Source organism: Amycolatopsis sp. TNS106 (genome assembly GCF_019330265.1).
In the GTDB taxonomy this organism is placed as follows: domain Bacteria; phylum Actinomycetota; class Actinomycetes; order Mycobacteriales; family Pseudonocardiaceae; genus Amycolatopsis; species Amycolatopsis lurida.
The window spans coordinates 5,361,210-5,379,372 of record NZ_CP024972.1; the positions used below are offsets into that span (position 1 = coordinate 5,361,210).

At 69.6% G+C, this 18,163-nt stretch carries 18 protein-coding genes; 10 read left to right on the plus strand and 8 right to left on the minus strand.

Annotated features, from left to right (window positions below; translation table 11 throughout):
• Positions 1 to 2: 2 nt before the first annotated feature.
• Positions 3 to 194 carry a hypothetical protein gene (locus CVV72_RS24020; RefSeq protein ID WP_219154432.1) on the plus strand — a complete coding sequence of 64 codons (192 nt, stop codon included), beginning with the start codon at positions 3 to 5 and terminating at the stop codon, positions 192 to 194.
• A gap of 1 nt (position 195) precedes the next feature.
• Here the strand turns inward: CVV72_RS24020 and CVV72_RS24025 are convergent, their stop codons facing one another.
• Positions 196 to 1,092 (minus strand): DNA-3-methyladenine glycosylase, encoded by an 897-nt coding sequence (locus CVV72_RS24025; protein WP_219145913.1) that lies wholly within the window; start codon positions 1,090 to 1,092, stop codon positions 196 to 198.
• Between the two features lie 74 nt (positions 1,093 to 1,166).
• Between CVV72_RS24025 and CVV72_RS24030 the strand changes: the two genes are divergently transcribed.
• Both CVV72_RS24030 and CVV72_RS24035 read left to right on the plus strand, forming a co-directional pair.
• Complete coding sequence (locus CVV72_RS24030; protein ID WP_219145914.1) at positions 1,167 to 1,619, plus strand: adenylyltransferase/cytidyltransferase family protein; 453 nt, start codon at positions 1,167 to 1,169, stop codon at positions 1,617 to 1,619.
• Between the two features lie 137 nt (positions 1,620 to 1,756).
• A complete protein-coding gene (locus CVV72_RS24035; RefSeq protein WP_219145915.1) occupies positions 1,757 to 2,257 on the plus strand; it encodes a hypothetical protein in 501 nt (166 codons plus the stop codon).
• Positions 2,258 to 2,336: 79 nt separating this feature from the next.
• Here CVV72_RS24035 and CVV72_RS24040 read toward each other — a convergent pair whose 3' ends face one another.
• Together CVV72_RS24040 and CVV72_RS24045 are read right to left on the minus strand one after the other, a co-directional pair.
• Positions 2,337 to 3,377: a serine hydrolase gene (locus CVV72_RS24040; RefSeq protein WP_219145916.1), complete on the minus strand. Its 1,041-nt coding sequence runs from the start codon at positions 3,375 to 3,377 to the stop codon at positions 2,337 to 2,339.
• A 58-nt stretch (positions 3,378 to 3,435) separates the two neighbouring features.
• Positions 3,436 to 4,302: a glycosyltransferase family 2 protein gene (locus CVV72_RS24045; protein ID WP_219145917.1), complete on the minus strand. Its 867-nt coding sequence runs from the start codon at positions 4,300 to 4,302 to the stop codon at positions 3,436 to 3,438.
• A gap of 122 nt (positions 4,303 to 4,424) precedes the next feature.
• On the opposite strand from CVV72_RS24045, the gene CVV72_RS24050 reads away from it, so the two are divergent.
• Positions 4,425 to 4,826, plus strand: coding sequence for a hypothetical protein (locus CVV72_RS24050; RefSeq protein ID WP_255632240.1), 402 nt, complete (start codon positions 4,425 to 4,427; stop codon positions 4,824 to 4,826).
• 164 nt (positions 4,827 to 4,990) lie between these two features.
• Here the strand turns inward: CVV72_RS24050 and CVV72_RS24055 are convergent, their stop codons facing one another.
• Positions 4,991 to 6,127 carry a glycosyltransferase family 1 protein gene (locus CVV72_RS24055; protein WP_219154085.1) on the minus strand — a complete coding sequence of 379 codons (1,137 nt, stop codon included), beginning with the start codon at positions 6,125 to 6,127 and terminating at the stop codon, positions 4,991 to 4,993.
• Between the two features lie 115 nt (positions 6,128 to 6,242).
• On the minus strand, positions 6,243 to 7,298 hold the full coding sequence (locus CVV72_RS24060; protein ID WP_219154086.1) for a glycosyltransferase family 1 protein: 1,056 nt from the start codon (positions 7,296 to 7,298) through the stop codon (positions 6,243 to 6,245).
• A gap of 19 nt (positions 7,299 to 7,317) precedes the next feature.
• On the opposite strand from CVV72_RS24060, the gene CVV72_RS24065 reads away from it, so the two are divergent.
• Genes CVV72_RS24065 through CVV72_RS24075 form a run of 3 tightly spaced genes read left to right on the plus strand, consistent with a single transcriptional unit; the run spans position 7,318 to position 11,856 of the window.
• Complete coding sequence (locus tag CVV72_RS24065) at positions 7,318 to 8,229, plus strand: glycosyltransferase family 2 protein (RefSeq protein ID WP_219145918.1); 912 nt, start codon at positions 7,318 to 7,320, stop codon at positions 8,227 to 8,229.
• A 32-nt stretch (positions 8,230 to 8,261) separates the two neighbouring features.
• Positions 8,262 to 10,775, plus strand: coding sequence for a glycosyltransferase (locus CVV72_RS24070; protein WP_219145919.1), 2,514 nt, complete (start codon positions 8,262 to 8,264; stop codon positions 10,773 to 10,775).
• Entirely contained in the window at positions 10,768 to 11,856 is a 1,089-nt protein-coding gene (locus CVV72_RS24075) for a glycosyltransferase family 1 protein (RefSeq protein ID WP_219145920.1), read from the plus strand. The genes CVV72_RS24070 and CVV72_RS24075 overlap by 8 nt, the downstream gene beginning before the upstream one ends.
• Positions 11,857 to 11,943: 87 nt before the next feature.
• On the opposite strand, the gene rfbD is transcribed toward CVV72_RS24075, so the two are convergent.
• Both rfbD and rfbB read right to left on the minus strand, forming a co-directional pair.
• Entirely contained in the window at positions 11,944 to 12,825 is an 882-nt protein-coding gene (rfbD, locus tag CVV72_RS24080) for a dTDP-4-dehydrorhamnose reductase (protein ID WP_219145921.1), read from the minus strand.
• Positions 12,826 to 12,829: 4 nt separating this feature from the next.
• Positions 12,830 to 13,813 (minus strand): dTDP-glucose 4,6-dehydratase, encoded by a 984-nt coding sequence (gene rfbB, locus CVV72_RS24085; protein ID WP_219145922.1) that lies wholly within the window; start codon positions 13,811 to 13,813, stop codon positions 12,830 to 12,832.
• A 150-nt stretch (positions 13,814 to 13,963) separates the two neighbouring features.
• Here rfbB and CVV72_RS24090 point away from each other — a divergent pair, with 150 nt between their 5' ends.
• From CVV72_RS24090 to CVV72_RS24100, 3 genes are all read left to right on the plus strand, one after another.
• Complete coding sequence (locus tag CVV72_RS24090) at positions 13,964 to 15,502, plus strand: LCP family protein (RefSeq protein ID WP_219145923.1); 1,539 nt, start codon at positions 13,964 to 13,966, stop codon at positions 15,500 to 15,502.
• A gap of 88 nt (positions 15,503 to 15,590) precedes the next feature.
• Positions 15,591 to 16,910 (plus strand): LCP family protein, encoded by a 1,320-nt coding sequence (locus CVV72_RS24095; protein ID WP_219145924.1) that lies wholly within the window; start codon positions 15,591 to 15,593, stop codon positions 16,908 to 16,910.
• A 9-nt stretch (positions 16,911 to 16,919) separates the two neighbouring features.
• A complete protein-coding gene (locus tag CVV72_RS24100) occupies positions 16,920 to 17,627 on the plus strand; it encodes a TIGR03089 family protein (RefSeq protein WP_219145925.1) in 708 nt (235 codons plus the stop codon).
• A 64-nt stretch (positions 17,628 to 17,691) separates the two neighbouring features.
• On the opposite strand, the gene CVV72_RS24105 is transcribed toward CVV72_RS24100, so the two are convergent.
• A complete protein-coding gene (locus CVV72_RS24105; protein ID WP_007031884.1) occupies positions 17,692 to 18,117 on the minus strand; it encodes a DoxX family protein in 426 nt (141 codons plus the stop codon).
• Between the last annotated feature and the right edge of the window lie 46 nt (positions 18,118 to 18,163).

The window sequence follows — 18,163 nt, forward strand, 5'->3', positions numbered from 1 at the left end:
GAATGGGAGTCTCCGTGTTGATGTTGCTGGTCATCGTCCTGGTCCTCGCCGGCGTCGGCGTCGGGATCTTCTTCCTGGTGAAGGCGCTCAACAAGCCGAAGCCTCCGGTGTACCCCCACCACCAGTACCCGCAGCAGCCGCCGCAGTACCCCAGCCAGCAGCAGCCCTACCCGCCGCAGGGCTGGGGCAACTGAGTCACATCGCCCGGTAGTCGCGGAGTTCGATCTTCGGCCCGAACCTCGGCCGGCGGAATCCGGCCGTCGACAGGTAGCGCACCGCGCGCTGCCGCTGGGGTGAATACGGCGCCAGCACCTCGGACATCCCCACGTCGTCGAGTTTCGCCCCGACCAGCGCGTGCCCGACCATCGACGGGATGTTGTAGTCGCCGAAGCTCACCGCGTCCGGGTCTCCCCAGGCACGTTGCGCGATCTCCGCCGCGGTCCACACGCCGATGCCGGGCACCTTCCGCAGCCAGGCCCGGCCTTCGACACCCTTCAGTTCGACGGCCTTCTCCAGCCGTGACGCGACGCGGGCGGCGGTGATCAGCGTCGTCCGCCGTTTCAGGTCCACCCCGGCGCGATGCCACTTCCAGTCCACAATGGATCGGATGGCGACGGGTGTCGGCGGCACGCGCAGCCGCTCCGGGCCCGGCCCTGGCGCCTGCTCTCCGAACCAGCGGCACAGCTCGCCCCACGACCGCAGCGCCTCCGTGCTGGTCACCTTCTGCTCCAGCACGGCGAGCACCAGCGCGTCCCACACCCGGCCGGTCGAGCCGAGGCGCAATCCCGGGTTCCGGCGCCGCGCCGACGCGATGACGTCGTGGTGCGCGACGAATTCGGAGTCGTCGTCATGCGCGCCCAACATCGCCGGAACGCCTTCGAGGAGCCTGTCCGCGCCGGGCCCCCAGGCCTCCGCCTCGATCTCGCCATCGGCGCGCCGCAGCAGCGCGAGCGTGCCCGCGCCGTCCGCCGTGTTGGCGGCCAGCCAGGTGACCCCGCCCTCGGTGCGGACGACGTTGGGCGAACGCGATCCCCGGCTCAGCGGCCCCAGGACCGCGTCCAGATCGAGCGAGTACCCAGGACGGAACAGCACACGGTGAAACTACCCGGCACTCGGCTAGGGTGAGCGGGCCACCTGAAACCGTAAGCCTACGGAGGACACCGACGATGACCGAGCGACCGGCGAAGGCCTCGATCGTCAGCGGGTACTTCAACCCGCTCCACCAGGGCCATCTCGACCTGTTCGAGTCCGCGCAGGCGCGGTCCGGCTACTTGATCGTCATCGTCAACAACGATCACCAGCAAGTCCTCAAGAAGGGCAGGGTGATCCAGACCGAGGACGTCCGCGCCAGGATCGTCCGCGCCCTGCGCATCGTCGACGACGTGTACATCGCCGTCGAGCAGGGGCCGGGCATCAACGAATCGTTCGACCAGATCCGCGCGGCGTACCCCGACACGGAGCTCGAGTTCTGCAACGGCGGCGACCGGCGCAACGTCGACGAGCTCCCGGCCGACGAGGTCGAGGCGGGGGCCCGCAACAACATCTCGATGGTCTACGGCATCGGCGGCACGGACAAGGCGGACTCCAGCACGCGGATCCTCTCGGACATGGAAGCCTGAGTACTGGCGGCCCGCCAACTTTTGTCGGAAGACGTTTGCGGGTCTGCTGACGGCAGCCGCACCTAGGGCCTACCCTAGACAACACACAGTCGGCCCTGAACCCAGAGGGCCCCAGGTCAGTCGGGAGGCCTAGGGGAATGGACCCCCGTGCTCGGGCGGACGCCTTGCTCGCACGCGCAAGCGCGCGTGGAGCCTTCGTCGTGACACCGGACAACGCGACGTCTCCGATGGACTCCGCGAACACTCAGCAGATCCCCCGATCGGTGGTCGCCGAGATCGACCGTTCCTCGGACCCGGATACGACCACTCAGCTACCGGCTTCGCTGATCGCCGAGAACGATCACCCGCTCGCCGGGGCCGAACCGACGACGCGGCTGGACCTGCCGCCGGCACGGGGCGAAGGCTCGACCCAGCCGCAGCCGTATCCCCGCCGTCCCGGCGCTCCCCAGCGGACCAGGCCTCTGCCACAGGCGACGACCCCGCTCACCCGGCGGCCGCCCGCCGCGCCGGTACAGAGCCCGTTGATCGAGCAGCCGGAGCCGGAGACCGTCGAGAACGAGGTCGGCGGCCTGGTGCCGACGGTGAAGCAGAACCCTTCGGGCCGGTCCAACCTCTCGCGCCGTCTGGACGGCATCTAGCCCCTCACGCGCGCCATGAACGGTCCGTTCCTCGCAAATTTTGCAAGGAACGGACCGTTCATGTCATTACGGGACCCGCTCAGGAAGCCCGGATCACCCGATCGATCTCCTTGATCGCCGCTCCCCCGCCGTACGTGGCGTTGGACAGCATCGCGACGTCCAGCCCTTCGGCCGGATAGTGCCGCATCAGCGAGCAGACGCCGACGTTCCCGCCGTCCTTGTAGTAGTGCCGCACCGAGCCGTCCGGCGCGAGGACGAATTCGAGGCCGAAGCCGTACCAGACACCGCTGCTGTGAAGCACCTGCGGCGTGAGGAACTCCTTCGTGCGCGCAGGGCTCAGAAGCCGTTCCTCGCGGATCGCCCGAAGCAGCCGGACAAGATCGCCGACGGTGCAGTACGCACCTCCATCGGGTGTCCCGATCGGCGGGTAGCTGAAGATGTTCTGCTTCCAGCCGGTGATCCGCTCGCCGTCGAGGACCGGGTCCCAGCCCTCCGCGACCCTCGGCGCCGGATCGCGTCGGTCGAAAAAGCCCGAATCGGTCATCCCCGCGCGGTCGAGCACGGTCTCCCGGACGTGGTCGCGATACGGCCTTCCGGTGATCTCCTCGATCACCAGCCCGGCGAGGACGTAGCCCGAATTGCAATACCGGCAGCCTTCGCCAGGGGCGAAATTCGGTGCCCGATAAGCGAAATTGGGCAGATGGTCCCGTGTGTCGACCACCGAGTACACCGGCTTGTCGACCCACAACGCCTCGTAACTCTCGCCCGCTTCCTCGTCGGCGTCGTCGGCGATCCCGGACGTGTGCGTGAGCAGCTGCCGCGTCGTCGCCCTGGGCGCGATCGCCGTGCCATCGAGGTCGATGATCTCGCCGATTGGGCGATCGAGATCGAGCCACCCCTCGTCGGCCAAGCGCACCGCGGCGATCGCGGTGACGACCTTCGTGATCGACGCGGTGTCGTACCGGACGTCCGGCGCGTTCGGCACCGACCAGCGGCGGCTGGCCAGGCCGTACCCGTGTTCGAACAGCGTCTCGGCTCCCCGCCGGATCAGCACGACCCCGGAGAAGCGGTCCTCCCCGGCGCGTTCGGTCAGCCAGGTGTCCAGTGCGGCGAAGTCCATGCACCGACGGTAACGACGACGAGGAGCGGAGTCGCGCGAGTTCCGGTGGCCGGAACGGCTACTTCCGGCGCGTTTCGAGCTTGAGCCGCAGCGCGAGACCGGCCTTCACCGCGAGCAGGACCGGCTTCCACAGGAGTCCGCGGTGACGGTCCGCGAGGTAGCGGTACGCACTTTCGTGGTGCACGCGCAGCATCTTCTCCGAGGCCTGCGAAGTCGAGTGCCCGCCGATGTGCATGACGCTCGACGAGGGGGCGTACACGTTCAGCCAGCCCGCGCGAGTCAGCCGGTCACCGAGGTCGACATCCTCGAAGTACATGAAGTAGCGCGTGTCGAAGCCGTCTACCGAGTCGAAGGCCTCGCGGCGGAGCAACTGGCAGGACCCGGAAAGCCAGCCCGCCGTGCGCTCGACCGGGGTGCCGGTCTCCTGCCGGTACTGCCGCGTCCACGGGTTGCCCGGCCAGATCTTGCCGAACGCCGCGTGCCCGATCCCCCGGCCGAACGACGGCAGCAGCCGGGCCGACGGGTAGACGGTGCCGTCGAGATCGTGGATGAGCGGACCGAACGCACCACCGCGCGGCCAGCGCTCGGCCACCTCCAACAGCGCGTCGAGCGAACCGGGTTCCCATTCGAGGTCCGGGTTCACCACGACGACCCAGCCGTAGCTGTCGTCGAGTTCCGCGACACCCCGGTTGGCGGCCGTGCCGTAGCCGACGTTCTCGCCGATCCTGAGCAGCTTGACGTTGTCCCGGCGGGCGGCCTTGTCCAGCGCGTCGTCGCCCGTCGAGTCGTTGTCGGCGACGACGACCTGGACGTCCCGGTCCGTCGCCTTCTCGAGCGTGTCGAGGAACTTCTCGAGGGTTTCGCCGGGGAAGTAGGTCACGGTCACGACGGCGAGCCCGTCGCCGTAGCTGGGGTGCTCAGTCACGCGGCCATTGTCCACCCGTCACCGAACGCGACCGCGCCGCACCCACCCCGGCAGTTGCAACGCCGCAACTGAACGTGTGCACCCCGCTGCTTTCCGCAATCATCGCCGGGCAGAATGGGTCGATGCCCGTGCACGCCTTCATCGACGAATCGGTGCGAGATCAGCGATACCTCCTGTGCATGACGCTGGTCGCCCCCGCGCAGCTCGCGCCGTCGCGGCGAGAGTTGAGTTCGTTGCTGCTTCCCGGCGCACGGGAACTGCACTTCAAGAAAGAAAAGGAACCCCCGCCGCAGGCGACTGATCGACCGCATAGCCGCGTTGGAAGTCACGACGACCGTCTACCTGGGTGCCTGCAGAAGGCTCTCGGTCACCGCCCGTCCAAGACCGAGCTCACCTACGAACATCTGAACTCGACCGCCGAACCCCTGCTGTGGATTTCCGACGCGGTGGGATGGTGTTTCGGCGCGGGCGGCACTTGGCGCCGGAGAGCGAGCCGGCTCATCGACTCGGTCATCGAGCCCTGAACAGCGAAAAGCCCGCGAGACGACCGTCCGGACGCGTCACGGGCTTTCATACTCGGCCCCACCGGGGCCTCGCACCTCGAGCATACCCCACCTGCCGCACTTACCCCGGGGCGATAGCAAAGGTCCCTTGCTCTCCCGCCACCGCTGCCGCGCGCCCAGGAGCCTCAGCCCGCCCGCCGCTGCGCATGCCGGTACCAAGCCTTCGCGTAAGCCTCCCGATGCCGCTCCGCGGTCGTCGCCCACGAGAACTCCTTCGCCCGCCGGAGCGCGGCTTCGGCCAGCTCGGCCCGCCTCGCCGGGGCGTCGAGCAGTTCCGAGATGGCCGCCGCGACGTCTCCGGCGCCGACCCCGCAGTAGGCGACCGCGTCCCCGCCGACCTCCGGCAGGGAGAGCCGCCGGGTCGTGAGCACGGCCGCGCCGCACGCCATCGCCTCCAGCACCGGCAGCCCGAACCCCTCGCCGAGGCTCGGGTAAGCGACCAGTTCGGAGCCACCGAGGAAGCCGGCGAGCGTGTCGAACGGCAGATATCCGGCCCGGATGACCCGCAGCCGGTGCGGTACGGCGTCGAGTGCGCGTTCGACCTGCGAATCCCAGCCCGGTTGCCCGGCCAGCACCAGCGCCGGCGGGTTCGGCCTGCCGTTCACGGCGTGTGCGAAGCCGCGGATCAGCGCGGGCACGTTCTTGCGCGGTTCCAGCGCGCCGAGGAAGGCGACGTACGGTGTCTTCCCGAGGCCGACGGCCTGCCGCGCGGCCTCGATCTCGGCGGGCGAGGGCGGATGGAACCGATCCGGTTCGACGCCGTGATGGATGATCTCCAGTTCGGCGGAGCGCACCTGGCCGACGCGGTCCAGCTCGGCCGCCGTCGCGATGCTCGGCACGATGCACAGTGTCGCGCGGCGAAGCGCCGTCGCGGTCCAGGCGCGGAAGAAGCGCGCTTTCACCGAAGAGTGCAGTACCGCGTCGGTGAAGAAGGTCGCGTCGTGCAGGGTCACCACCGAAGCGGCCGGGCTGGCCAGCGGCATCGTGTAGTGCGGGGAGTGGACGACGTCGGCGGAGAGCCGCCGGACCAGGCGGGGCAGGGTCGCCTGCTCCCAGGTCAGCCTGGCCGTCCTGGTCGACGTCGACGGTGAGGTGGGCACGATCCGCGCGCCGGGTGCCAGCCGGTCGTACAGCACCGCGTCCCGCGGTTGACAGACGACGGTGATCCGCGCGCCGTCCTCGTCCAGCGCCGCGACCAGCGAATCCACGTAGCGACCGACGCCACCCCGGTCCGCGGGGACGGCGGTCGCGTCGATCAGCACGCGAGGGTCTTCGGTCACCCTAGGAGGGTACGGCGGCTCACTGGCAGCGCGGTGAGGAACCGACAGATTCACTTCACGAGAGGAAAACTCCGGCTGCGTCTTGTCAGGCAACCCGCTAGCGCTGGTGGAGACTCCAAACCGCGGAAGCGGCACCCCGCCAGGTGAACTCACTCGAACGGCTGAGACCACTGTCACGCAGCGCCGCCGCTTGCTCCGGATGGTCCAGTACGGCACGAAGGGCGTCCGCAAGCGCTTGCGCGTCGCCGACAGGCACCGCCACGCCCGCTCCCCCGGCCACCTCGACCAGGGCAGGGACGTCCGAGTGCACCACCGGCACCCCGGCCGCCATCGCCTCGATCAGCGGCAGCCCGAACCCCTCCGCCCGGCTCGGCATCGCCAGCACCGACGCGCCCCGCAACGTGGTCGCCAGTTCCGCGTCGCTCACCTTCCCCAGCACCCGGACATCGGCGCCGTGCTCGCGCGCCAGTGCCACCGGATCGATGCCGCCCCAGCCAGGCTGACCCGCCAGCACCAGCGGCACCCCGATCCGGCCGGCGGCGTCGATCAGCACGTCGATGCCCTTGCGCGGCTCGATGGTCCCGATCGCGAGCACGTACCGCTCCGGAAGCGAAACCTCGGCGAACCCGGCATGCGGCCGGACACCGTGCGGGATCACGCGCAGCGGCACCGAGACCGGGAACAGCGCGGTGAGCTCGTCCGCGACCGCTCGCGTCGGCACGGTGAGCGCGGTCGCCCGCGACGCGGCCCGCGCGATCACCGCCTTGTGCCACGCGACGCCGCGTGGCGTCAGCGTCTCGGGATGAGTCCAGGGCACGGTGTCGTGCACCGCGACCGACAGCGTCCGCCCCTTGGGCACCCGCGCGGGCGCGAGCGGCGTCGGCGCGTGGACCGCGTCGCCACCCGGCCACCACGGCAGGCCCAGCTGCCAAGCGGCGATCAGCGCGCGGGGCGGGATCGGCAGCACGCGCGGGCCCTCGACCCCTTCGACGACGGCGGCGCCGACGTCGCCGTGGCGTGCGACCACGCTCGACACCGTCCATCCCGGCGGCGCGGTCTCGGCGAGCGCCCGCAGCAGCTCCCCGGTGTAGCGGCCGGTCCCGCCGGGGACGGGCGCCAGCAGCTGCTCGGCGAGCACGACCAGTTCGGGCATGGTCTCTATTCTCTCTGGCATGACCAGCACCACCGTCGTCGTGGTCACCTGGCGCGGCGCCGCGCACATCTCCGCCTGCCTCGACGCCCTCGCCGCGCAGTCCCGCCCGCATCGGACGCTGGTCGTCGACAACGCCTCCGACGACGGAACGGCCGCTCTGCTCGCCGCCCATCCCTCGAAGCCCGAGGTGCTCCGGCTGCGGCGCAACACCGGTTACGCGGGCGCCATGGCCGCCGCGCTGGACGAAGTCGGCACCCCGCTGATGGCCTGGCTGAACGACGACGCCGCCCCGGCCCCGGATTGGCTCGCGACCTGCGAAGACACCCTCGCCAAGGCTCCGCTCGCCGCCGCCGTGAGCGCCCGGCTGACGCTCGCCGACGGAACCGTCCAGTCCACCGGCGTCCGCCTGACCGCCGACGGCCACGGTGCCGACCTGCCCGAACCCGCGGAAGAAGTCTTCGGTTTCTGCGGAGGCGCGGCCGTGCTGAACGCCGAGGCACTCCGTTCCGTCGGCGGCGTTCCGGCGTCCTATTTCTGCTACTACGAGGACACCGACACGGCGTGGAGGCTGCGGCTGGCGGGCTGGGACGTCGTGGGGGCCGAGGCCGAGGTCACCCACCGGCATGGCGCGAGCACCCGGCCGGGTTCGGTCCAGTTCCATCTGTGGAATGAACGCAACCGCCTGCTGACCCTCCTGCGGTGTGCTCCGCGCGCGGTGGCGATCCGCCAGCTGGTGAAGTTCGCCGTGCTCACCCTGGTACTGCCCCTCCGAGGGAAACCAGCGGCACCGAACTTCCGTCCGAGCCTCCGGTGCCGGGTCCTCGGCGCCGTCGCCGCCCGCCTGCCGCGCACGCTGCTCGAGCGGCGGGCCATCGGGCGGCGGGCGACACTGGGCCGAGGCGCGGTCTGGGACGCGTGGGCGGGCAATTAAGCTTGCCCCATTCGAGAGCAGGGAGTACGGCTTTGGCGCAGGGGGAAACGCAACCGGTCGTCTCGGTGATCGTGGTCAACTACCGGGGAGCGGCCGACACCATCACCTGCCTGCGCGCACTCGCCGAACACGATTACCCGAACCTCGAGGTCATCTGCGTCGACAATGCCTCCGGCGGCACCGACGTGGCCGAGATCAGAGCCGCGGCCCCGGGCGTCAAGCTCGTCGAGTCCCCGGTGAACTCCGGCTTCGCGGGCGGCTGCAACCTCGGCGCGCGGCACGCCACCGGCACCGTTCTCGCCTTCCTCAACAACGACGCCCGCCCGGCTCCCGGCTGGGCCGGCGCGGCCGTTGCCGAGTTGCGCGCGCAACCGACGGTCGCCGCGGTGGCCAGCAAGGTCCTCGACTGGGACGGCACCGGCACCGACTTCGTCGACGCGGGCCTCACCTGGTTCGGCATGGGCTACAAGCGCCACGCGGGCAGCCCCTTGGCCGACGTCCCCGCCGCCGAACACGAGATCGCCAAGGACGTCCTGTTCGCGACCGGTTCGGCGATGTTCGTCCGCGCCGGGGTGTTCGCCGAACTCGGTGGCTTCGACGAGCGGTTCTTCATGTTCTACGAGGACGTCGACCTCGGCTGGCGGCTGAACCTTCGCGGCTGGCGCGTGCGCTACGTGCCGGAGTCGCTGACCTACCACCGGCACCACGCCACGATGTCCACAGTGGACGCACCGGATTCCGGGCGCGAGACCTTCCTGCTGGAACGCAACGCCTTGGCCGCGCTGTACAAGAACCTCTCCGACGAAACACTCGCGCGCGCCCTGCCCGCCGCGCTGGCGCTGGCGGTCCGCCGGGCGACCGCGCGCGGTGACCTCGACGCCACCCGGTTCGACCTCGCCAAGGGCGTCGGTCCGGCCGAGACCGGACCGGTCGAGGTGCCGAGGACGACGTTGGCCGGCGTGCTGGCGATCGACCAGTTCGTCGAACTGCTGCCCTCGCTCACCGAGTCGCGCGCCGCCGAACAGGCCGCCCGCGTCCGCACCGACGCTGATCTGCTTCCGTTGCTGCGCAAGGCCTTGGAGCCCGCGTATCCGCTTCCGCGCTACCTCGCCGCGCACGACGTCCTGGTCGAGACGTTCGGCATCGACGCGCTCTTCGGCCAGCGCCGCAAGGTACTGGTGATCACCGGCGACGCGATCACCGAACGGATGGCGGGCCCGGCGATCCGCGCGTGGAACATGGCCACGACCCTCGCCACCGAACACGACGTCCACCTGGTCACGGTCAACCCGCTCGCCGATCCGCCGCCCGCCGCGTTCCGGGTCAGCGCGGCCACCCGGCGCGATCTGGAGACCCCGATCGAGTGGGCCGACATCATCGTCCTGCAGGGCCACGTGCTGGAACTCGCGCCGTCGCTGAAGAAGCAGTACGCGCACAAGATCGTGGTCGCGGATCTGTACGACCCGATGCACCTCGAACTGCTCGAACAGGGCAAGGGCGTTCCCGACGACAAGCGGGCGCTGGACCTCATCGGGGTCACCAAGGTCCTCGACGCGCAGCTGGAACGCGGCGACTTCTTCCTGTGCGCGTCGGAACGCCAGCGGCACTTCTGGCTTGGCCACCTCGCCGCGATGGGCAGGCTGTCGCCTCGCCTGTACGACGCCGACCCGACCACCCAGTCGCTGCTGTCGATCGTCCCGTTCGGCCTGCCGCCACAGGCGCCGGTCCGCACCGGCCCCGGCCTGCGGTCCACTTTGGACGGTATCGGCGAGACCGACCATGTCGTGCTGTGGGCCGGCGGCGTCTACAGCTGGTTCGACCCGCTGACCCTGGTCCGGGCGATCGAACGGCTGCGGCAGCGTCGCGGCGACGTCCGCCTGGTGTTCCTCGGGATGAAGCATCCCAACCCCGAGGTCACCGAGATGGACATCGGCGCGCGGACGATGCTGCTGTCCGACACGCTCGGGCTCACCGGCAAGCACGTGTTCTTCAACCAGCAGTGGGTCCCGTACGAGGAGCGCCAGAACTGGCTCCTCGACGCGAACTGCGGCGTCACGACGCATTACGAGCACGTCGAGACGACCTTCGCGTTCCGGACACGGGTGCTGGACTACCTGTGGGCCGGGCTGCCGATCGTCACCACCGACGGCGACTCGTTCGCCGACCTGGTCCGCGAGGAACGGCTCGGCGTCGTCGTCCCGGCCGAGGACGTGGACGCGCTGGCCGACGCGCTGGAAAAGGCTCTGTACGACGAGGAATTCGCCGCGGGCTGTGTCGAGCGGATGACCGCGGTCGCCCGGCGTTACGCCTGGCCGGAGGCGCTGAAACCGCTGGTCGAGTTCTGCCGGAACCCGCGGCCCGCCGCCGACCGGCTTCCCGGCTCCGGTGACCTCGTGGTCTCCGAACCGGTGCGGGGCAAGGAAATGCTGCTCCGCGACGTCGGCCTGATCCGCGAGTACCTCGCCGACGGCGGCCCCAAGGAGCTCGCGCGGCGCGTCGGCGGCCGCGTGGTCAAGGTCGCGAAGCAGAGGCTCGGCCGTGGCTGACCGCCCCTTGCGCGTCCTGCTCGACGGGACCCCGCTTCTCGGTGCCAGGACGGGTATCGGCCGGTACACCGTCGCACTCTCCGAAGAGCTCGCCTCGATGTCCGAAGTGGACACTCGCGCGGTCGCGTTCACGTTGCGCGGCTGGCGAAGGCTGCGGCACGTGCTCCCGCACGGCGTCCGGGCACGGGGTATGCCGGTGGCGGCGCGGCTGCTGCGCAAGGCGTGGCTGCGTTCGCAACTGCCGCCGGTGGAACTGTTCGCCGGTCCGACGGATGTCGTGCACGGCACCAACTTCGTGCTGCCCGGCCGGTTCCGCGCCGCGGGCGTGGTGACCATCCACGACCTGGCCTTTTTGGACGCTCCCGAGGAGCTCGCGCCGAGCGATCACGAACTGCCGCGGCTGGTGCGGCGAGGCGCCCGGCTCGCGGACGCGATCTGCACGCCCACCAACGCTGTCGCCGACCAGGTCGCCGAACGGCTCGACGTGGACCGCGGCAAGATCATCGTCACCCCGCTCGGCGTGAACCCGGCCTGGTTCACCGCCCGCCCACCGGACCCGGAACGCCGCAAGGAACTCGGGCTTCCGGACAAGTACCTGCTCTTCGCCGGCGCCCCCGGGCCCCGGAAGGGCCTGCACTGGCTTCGGCAGGCGCACGAGGCCGCGCCGGATCTGCCTGATCTGGTGTTCGTCGGTCCCGGTTCGTTCACGGTGGGCCCTCGTTCGCGCCACGTGGGCTACCTGTCGGACGTGAACCTCCGGCGGGTCGTCGCCGGGGCGAGCGCGCTGGTGCTGCCGTCGCGCGACGAAGGCTTCGGGCTCCCGGTGCTGGAAGCGCTGGCGTCGGACGTTCCCGTGGTGTGCACGGACATCCCGGCGCTGCGCGAGGTCGCGGGGAACTGCGCGAGCCTGGTCCCCTACGAGGACGTCGACGGGCTCGTGGAGGCGCTGCGGGTGGCCGTCAGCGACCCGCACGCCGTCGCCACTTCGGCCGCGCGCCGCGCGCACGTCGCGAACTTCACCTGGCGGGCGTGCGCCGAACTCACCGTCGCCGCATACCGCCAGGCGAGCACGAAGCACTGACCTCCCGCAATTAGTCACCTACTTGCCCTTTAGACCTTCCGGCGCACGAATACGTTCGGGGCAAGTAGGTGACTAATTGCGGGAGGGTCAGGAAGCGAAGTAGGCCTTCAGTGCATCAGGCCAGCCCCGAAGCGGCGTAAGACCCGCCTCGCGCCAGGACGCGTTCGACAGCACCCCGTACGCCGGGCGCGCCGCCGGACGGGGGAACTCCGCCGTCGTGCAAGGCTTCACGCGCGCCGGATCCGCGCCCAGCTCCGCGAAGATCGCCTTCGCGAAGCCGCACCACGTCGTCGACCCGCCGCCCGTGCAGTGCAGCACCCGCTGCGTCGGCCCTTCACCGGCGGCGACCCGGCCTGCCAGCTCGAGCAGGCCGGCGGCGAGATCGCGTGACCAGGTCGGCGAACCGGTCTGATCGTCCACTACGGACAGTTCGTCGCGCTCTTTTTCCAACCGCGCCATGGTCTCGACGAAGTTCGACCCGGTTTTGCCGTAGACCCAGGACGTCCGCACGATCCACGAACGGGCACCCGAACCGAGCAGCGCGTCCTCCCCGGCCGCCTTCGTCCGGCCGTAGGCGTTGAGCGGGCCCAGCAGGGCATCGGTCTCGTACGGCGAAGTCGCGTCGCCCGCGAACACGTAGTCCGTGGACACGTGGATGAGCGGCACCCCGCGCGACGAGCACGCCGCGGCGAGCACCCGGGGGCCGTCGGCGTTCACCGCGAACGCCCGCTCCTCATCGGTTTCCGCCGCGTCCACCGCGGTGTAGGCCGCCGCGTTGATCACCACCGGCGACGTCCCCGCCGCCCGCGCCCGGGCGGCCAGCTCGGTCACCGCGGCGACGACCTGGCCGGTGTCGCGCACGTCCAGCTCCGACGACGACGGGGTCGTGGCGTCGATGGAGTCCACGGCGAGCGCCGCGAGGTCCCGACCCAGCTGCCCGGATCCGCCCGGTACGAGAATGCTCAGCACTTCTTCACTCCCCCGCACGCTTCTTCAGCGGCTCCCACCAGGAACGATTCCCGCTGTACCAGGCGACCGTGTCGGCCAGACCGTCCTCAAAGGACTTCCGCGGCGCGTAACCGAGCTCCCGCGAGATCTTGGTGATGTCGACCGAATACCGGCGGTCGTGCCCCTTGCGGTCCACGACCGGCTCGACGCTGTCCCAGCCGGCGCCGACGGCGTCCAGGAGCCGCTCGGTCAGCTCGCGGTTGGTCAGTTCCGTTCCGCCGCCGATGTTGTAGACCTCGCCCGGCCTGCCACCGTCGGCGACCAGCTGGATGCCGTTGCAGTGATCGTCCACGTGCAGCCAGTCACGCACGTTGAGCCCGTCGCCGTAGAGCGGCACCTTCCTGCCGTCGAGCAGGTTGGTCACGAAGAGCGGGATGACCTTCTCCGGGAACTGGTACGGACCGTAGTTGTTCGAGCACCTCGTGACACAGACGGGCAATCCGTGCGTGCGGAAGAACGAACGGGCCAGCAGATCCGAAGACGCCTTCGACGCCGAGTACGGCGAATTCGGCTCCAGCACGTGGTCCTCGTCCCAGGATCCCTGGTCGATCGAGCCGTAGACCTCGTCGGTGGACACGTGGACGAACTTCCCGACCTGCGCCTCGAGCGCGGCCTGCAACAGGGTCTGGGTGCCGAGCACGTTGGTCAGCACGAAGTCGGCCGCCCCGGCGATCGACCGGTCCACATGGGACTCGGCGGCGAAGTGCACGACCAGGTCGATACCCCGCATCAGCTCACCGACCAGGGCGGCGTCACAGATGTCGCCCTTTTCGAACCGGTAGCGCGGGTTCTCGCGCACGGGCTCCAGGTTCGCTTCGTTGCCCGCGTAGGTCAGCTTGTCGAGCACGATCAGCTCGGCGTCGGCCAAGCTCGGGTACGCACCCGTCAGCACCTGCCGGACGTAATGCGAACCGATGAACCCGGCGCCACCGGTGACCAGCACTCGCATGCCGCGATCCTCCCTCTGCTACTTCCTGACCGGCCGAGTGTGTCACGACCGGGGCAACCTTTCACCAGCCTACGGACGTCTAACACGAGACTCAGTAGAGTCAGGTTCGAGGCACGCGTGTGCCCTGGGGAGATTCGTGGAGGACCGCACGTGACCGAGTGGCCCGGGCCACCCATTCCGGCGCGCCGTGGCGGCGGCGTCGTGGTGTTCGCCCGCCGTGGCGTGAAGGTCGTGTTCAGCCTGGTCTCGATCACGATCCTGGCCCTGACGTGGTGGGGCTGGCAGTTCATCGGCGACCCGTCCCAGGGCTTCGCGACCACGAACATCTTCGAGGACAACGGCCACCCGCCGGCGAAACCGCTGGACGGCGCGATCGACATCCTGCTGGTCGGCCAGGACAGCCGCACCGACGCGCAGGGCAACCCGCTGCCGCGCGAGGTCCTCGACATGCTGCACGCCGGTGTTTCGGACGGCGAGCGCCAGACCGACACGATGATCCTGGTGCACATCCCCCAGAACGGTAAGAAGGCGGTCGCGATCTCCTTCCCCCGTGACTCGTGGGTCGAGATCACCGGCGGTTTCGGCAAGCACAAGCTCAACAGCGCGTACGTGTACGCCTACAACGACACGTCGAAGACGCTGCAGCAGCAGGGCAACACCGACCTCAAGGACGTCGACGCCAAGGCCAAGGACGCCGGCCGCAAGAACCTGATCGCGACGCTGGAGAAGTTCATCGGCAAGCCGAAGATGATCGACCGGTACGCCGAGGTGAACCTGTCGAGCTTCTACGAGATCACCAAGGCGATCGGCGGCGTCGAGGTCTGCCTCAACAACGCGGTCAAGGAGAAGAAGTCCGGCGTGGACCTGCCCGCCGGGAAGTCGACCGTCGAGGGTGTCCAGGCGCTCGCGTTCGTCCGCCAGCGTTACGACCTGCAGAACGGCGACCTCGACCGGATCGCCCGGCAGCAGGCCTTCCTGTCCGGGCTGGCGAACAAGGTGCTCTCGTCGGACGTCCTGATCAACCCGGCGAAGATCGCGGACCTGATCGAAGCCGTGAAGAAGTCGGTCGTGCTGTCGGCGGGCTGGGATCTGCCGGAGTTCGCCGCGCAGATGCGCGGGCTGACCAGCGGCAACGTCGAGTTCCACACGATCCCGACCCAGGGCGACGCGACCATCGGCGGCGCCGCCGTGCTCCGCGTGGACCCGGCGCAGGTGCAGGCCGAGGTCGCCCGGCTGACCGCCGACGGGGAGACCGCGCCGTCCGAGACTCCGGCCACCCTGCCGGGTGCGGCAGCGGTGACCGTCGAACTCTTCGACGGGACCGGTTCCCCCACGGCGGCCACCGAAACCCGGAACCTCCTGCAAGGCAAGGGTTTCAAACTCGCGGCCGACACCAAGCTCAGCACCCGGAACTCGACGGTCATCCGGCACGCGCCGGGCGACGACGCCGCGCTGGCCCTGATCAAGCAGGTCTTCGGCACAGCGGTGCAGGCCGAGGCGGACCGTGACGTCGCGCCCGGCAAGGTGCGGGTCCTGCTCGGCAAGGACTTCAAGGGCGCGTCCTCCGGCGCGGCCACGCCCCCGGCGAAGACGTCGGAGGCATCGAAGCCGGCTCCGCCGCCCTCCAGTGCTCCGGTGGCGCCCACCACGAAGCCGATCGTCGCGGGCAATGTGCCCTGCGTCAATTAATTCCGGGTACTCAGCGTGGCCGCCCTCACGGTGGCTTAGCCTTCTCCTACGATCGGACCGGCTACCGCGCCAGGGGAGGTGATCAGGGATGAGCGACGAGGACAAGAGCGTCAACGAACGTTCTGAGCACTTGGACGCCGAAGAGCCGAAGTCCGAAGAGGACGGCAATTCGGACACCGAGAGTGACGAAAAGCTCGTCCCGACGCCGTACCCGCGGAATCCGCCGCTTCCGCAGCCGTCGGCCCCGGCCGCGGACGAAGACGAACCGATTTCGGGTGTGCTCGACGTGCCCGAGCGCCCGCTGCGCCGCGCCGGCCGGATCACCCGGCGGATCGCCCTCGGTCTCGTGTCCCTGCTCGCCCTCGGCACGACGGGCTACGCGTACGTCACCAAGGACCAGCTGCAGAACAACGTCCCCACGACGAACGCACTGAGCAAGCCCGACGATCCCGCCGCTCCGCCCGCCGACGACGGCGCGACCGACATCCTCCTGGTCGGCAGCGACGCGCGGACCGACGCGCAGGGCAATCCGCTGCCACTGCGCGTGCTCAAGCAGCTGCGCACCGAGGAGAAACCCGGCGTCAGCACCGACACCATCATCATCCTGCGCATCCCGAAGAACGGCGGGAAACCGTCCGGCATCTCGATCCCGCGCGACACCTGGACCGACATCCCCGGCCGCGGCCCGAACAAGATCAATTCGGCCTACGGCGTCGCGAAGACCAACTACGCGAACGCCCATCGGGGTGAAACCGATCAGGCGAAACTCGAACGCGATTCCGATCAGGAAGGCCGCAAGGCACTGGTCCAGACCGTTCAGGAACTGACGCAGATCCGCATCGACCACTACGCCGAGGTCAACCTGCTCGGGTTCTACCTGCTGACCGAGGCGCTGGGCGGCGTCAAGGTCTGCCTGAACCACGCGACCGAGGACAAGGATTCGGGCGCGAACTTCCGGCGCGGCGAACAGACCGTGTCGGGCGGCGAGGCGCTGTCCTTCGTGCGGCAGCGGAAGAACCTGCCGCGCGGCGACCTCGACCGCATCGTGCGGCAGCAGACGTTCCTGTCCTCGGCGCTGAACCAGGTGCTTTCGGCCGGAACACTGACCAGCCCGTCGACGATGTCGGGCCTGATGGACGTCGTGCGCCGGTCGATCGTCCTCGACGAAGGACTGGACCTGCTGGAGTTCGCGCAGCAGGCGAAAGGGATCGCGTCGGGCGATCTGACGTTCACGACCATCCCGGTGGTGAACATCAACGGCCGCAGCGCGGACGGCCAGAGCATCGTCGAGATCGATGTCGCCGCCGTGCGGAGCTTCATCTCCGGCCTGGCGGGCCGGGGCGGCGGTGGCGGCGCCCCCGGCGCTGCTCCGGTGCTCGCCGCGTCGAGCGTTCCCTGCGTGAACTAACGTCGTGGTGTGAGCCTCACCGAACTGCTGCTGCGGCCCGTGCTCGGGTCGCCCGCGAAACCGCTGATCACGCACTACGACGACAAGCAGGGCAGCCGGGTCGAACTGTCCGTGGCGACCACGGTGAACTGGGCGGCCAAGACGGCGAACTGGCTGGTCGAAGAGTTCGACGTCGAACCCGGGGACGAGGTCGCCGTGGTGCTGCCGTCGCATTGGCAGACCGCCGGTGTCCTGCTGGGCGCGTGGTGGTGTGGCGCCAGGGTGGTGACGGAGACCACGGGCGCGCGGGTGGCGTTCGTCGCGCCTGGCGGCGTGTCCGACGCGGCCGCCACGGCCGTCGTCTCGCTGCACCCGATGGGTCTCGGGCTGCCCGCCGGTTCCGTGCCGGACGGAGCGCTGGACTACCTGACCGAAGCCCGGCTTTCGGGTGACCAGTTCAGCCCGCTGTTCCCCGTGCCCGGCGACACTCCGGCACTGGGGTCGTCCACTGTGGACGAAGTACTCGCCGAAGCCCGCGCGCGTGCCACCGGTCTTGGCCTGTCCGCCGAAGACCGGGTTCTGTCCACTGTGGAGTGGGCGGGCGAGGAAGGAATTCTTGCGGGATTCCTGACGCCGCTGGCGGCGGGTGCGCATCTGGTCCAGGTCACCGACGCGGATCCGGCCAAACTCGCTTCCCGGCGCGAAGCTGAGCGGACGACGGCGGATCTCCCCTCCTGAAGTGCCCTGAAGGGGCCTTTCCTGGCAAATTTCGCCAGGAAAGGCCCCTTCATCGCAGCCGAGGTCAGGCGTCCTGGAGCTGCTTCGCCTCACGCTTGCGCCCGAAGAGCGCGTGGTCGAGCGACAGCTTGCCGGCGTTGAAGCCGAGCGCGAGCCCGGCGACCGCCAGGACGAGGACGAGCTCGTAACCACCCTGGCCGGTGAGGCCGTTGTCGAGGTGCACCGAGAGCAGAGCACCGACGGAGACCACGACGAAGCCGAGGCCCACGAGCGGCGTCAGGAAACCGACGATGAACAAGATCGCACCCACGATCTCCACCGCGATCGCGAAGATCGCCGCGAGCGTCGGCAGCGGGATTCCGGTCTGCTCGAAGAACTTCGCGGTGCCGTCGATCCCGTTTTCCCATTTCTGCAGGCCGTGTGCGAGGAAGACCACACCGACACCGATCCGGCCGAGCAGGAGGGCGACATCCTTGAAACGAGCGAACATCGGGTATCAGCTTTCTGGTCGGTGAATATTCAACTTACCCGGATCA

Coding starts and splice junctions, on each gene's coding strand:
- CVV72_RS24030 (WP_219145914.1), top strand. CDS start 1,167: ATGACCGAGCGACCGGCGAAGGCCTCGATCGTCAGCGGGTACTTCAAC.
- CVV72_RS24095 (WP_219145924.1), top strand. CDS start 15,591: ATGAGCGACGAGGACAAGAGCGTCAACGAACGTTCTGAGCACTTGGAC.
- CVV72_RS24040 (WP_219145916.1), bottom strand. CDS start 3,377: ATGGACTTCGCCGCACTGGACACCTGGCTGACCGAACGCGCCGGGGAG.
- CVV72_RS24020 (WP_219154432.1), top strand. CDS start 3: ATGGGAGTCTCCGTGTTGATGTTGCTGGTCATCGTCCTGGTCCTCGCC.
- CVV72_RS24035 (WP_219145915.1), top strand. CDS start 1,757: ATGGACCCCCGTGCTCGGGCGGACGCCTTGCTCGCACGCGCAAGCGCG.
- CVV72_RS24105 (WP_007031884.1), bottom strand. CDS start 18,117: ATGTTCGCTCGTTTCAAGGATGTCGCCCTCCTGCTCGGCCGGATCGGT.
- CVV72_RS24065 (WP_219145918.1), top strand. CDS start 7,318: ATGACCAGCACCACCGTCGTCGTGGTCACCTGGCGCGGCGCCGCGCAC.
- rfbB (WP_219145922.1), bottom strand. CDS start 13,813: ATGCGAGTGCTGGTCACCGGTGGCGCCGGGTTCATCGGTTCGCATTAC.
- CVV72_RS24060 (WP_219154086.1), bottom strand. CDS start 7,298: ATGCCCGAACTGGTCGTGCTCGCCGAGCAGCTGCTGGCGCCCGTCCCC.
- CVV72_RS24050 (WP_255632240.1), top strand. CDS start 4,425: ATGCCCGTGCACGCCTTCATCGACGAATCGGTGCGAGATCAGCGATAC.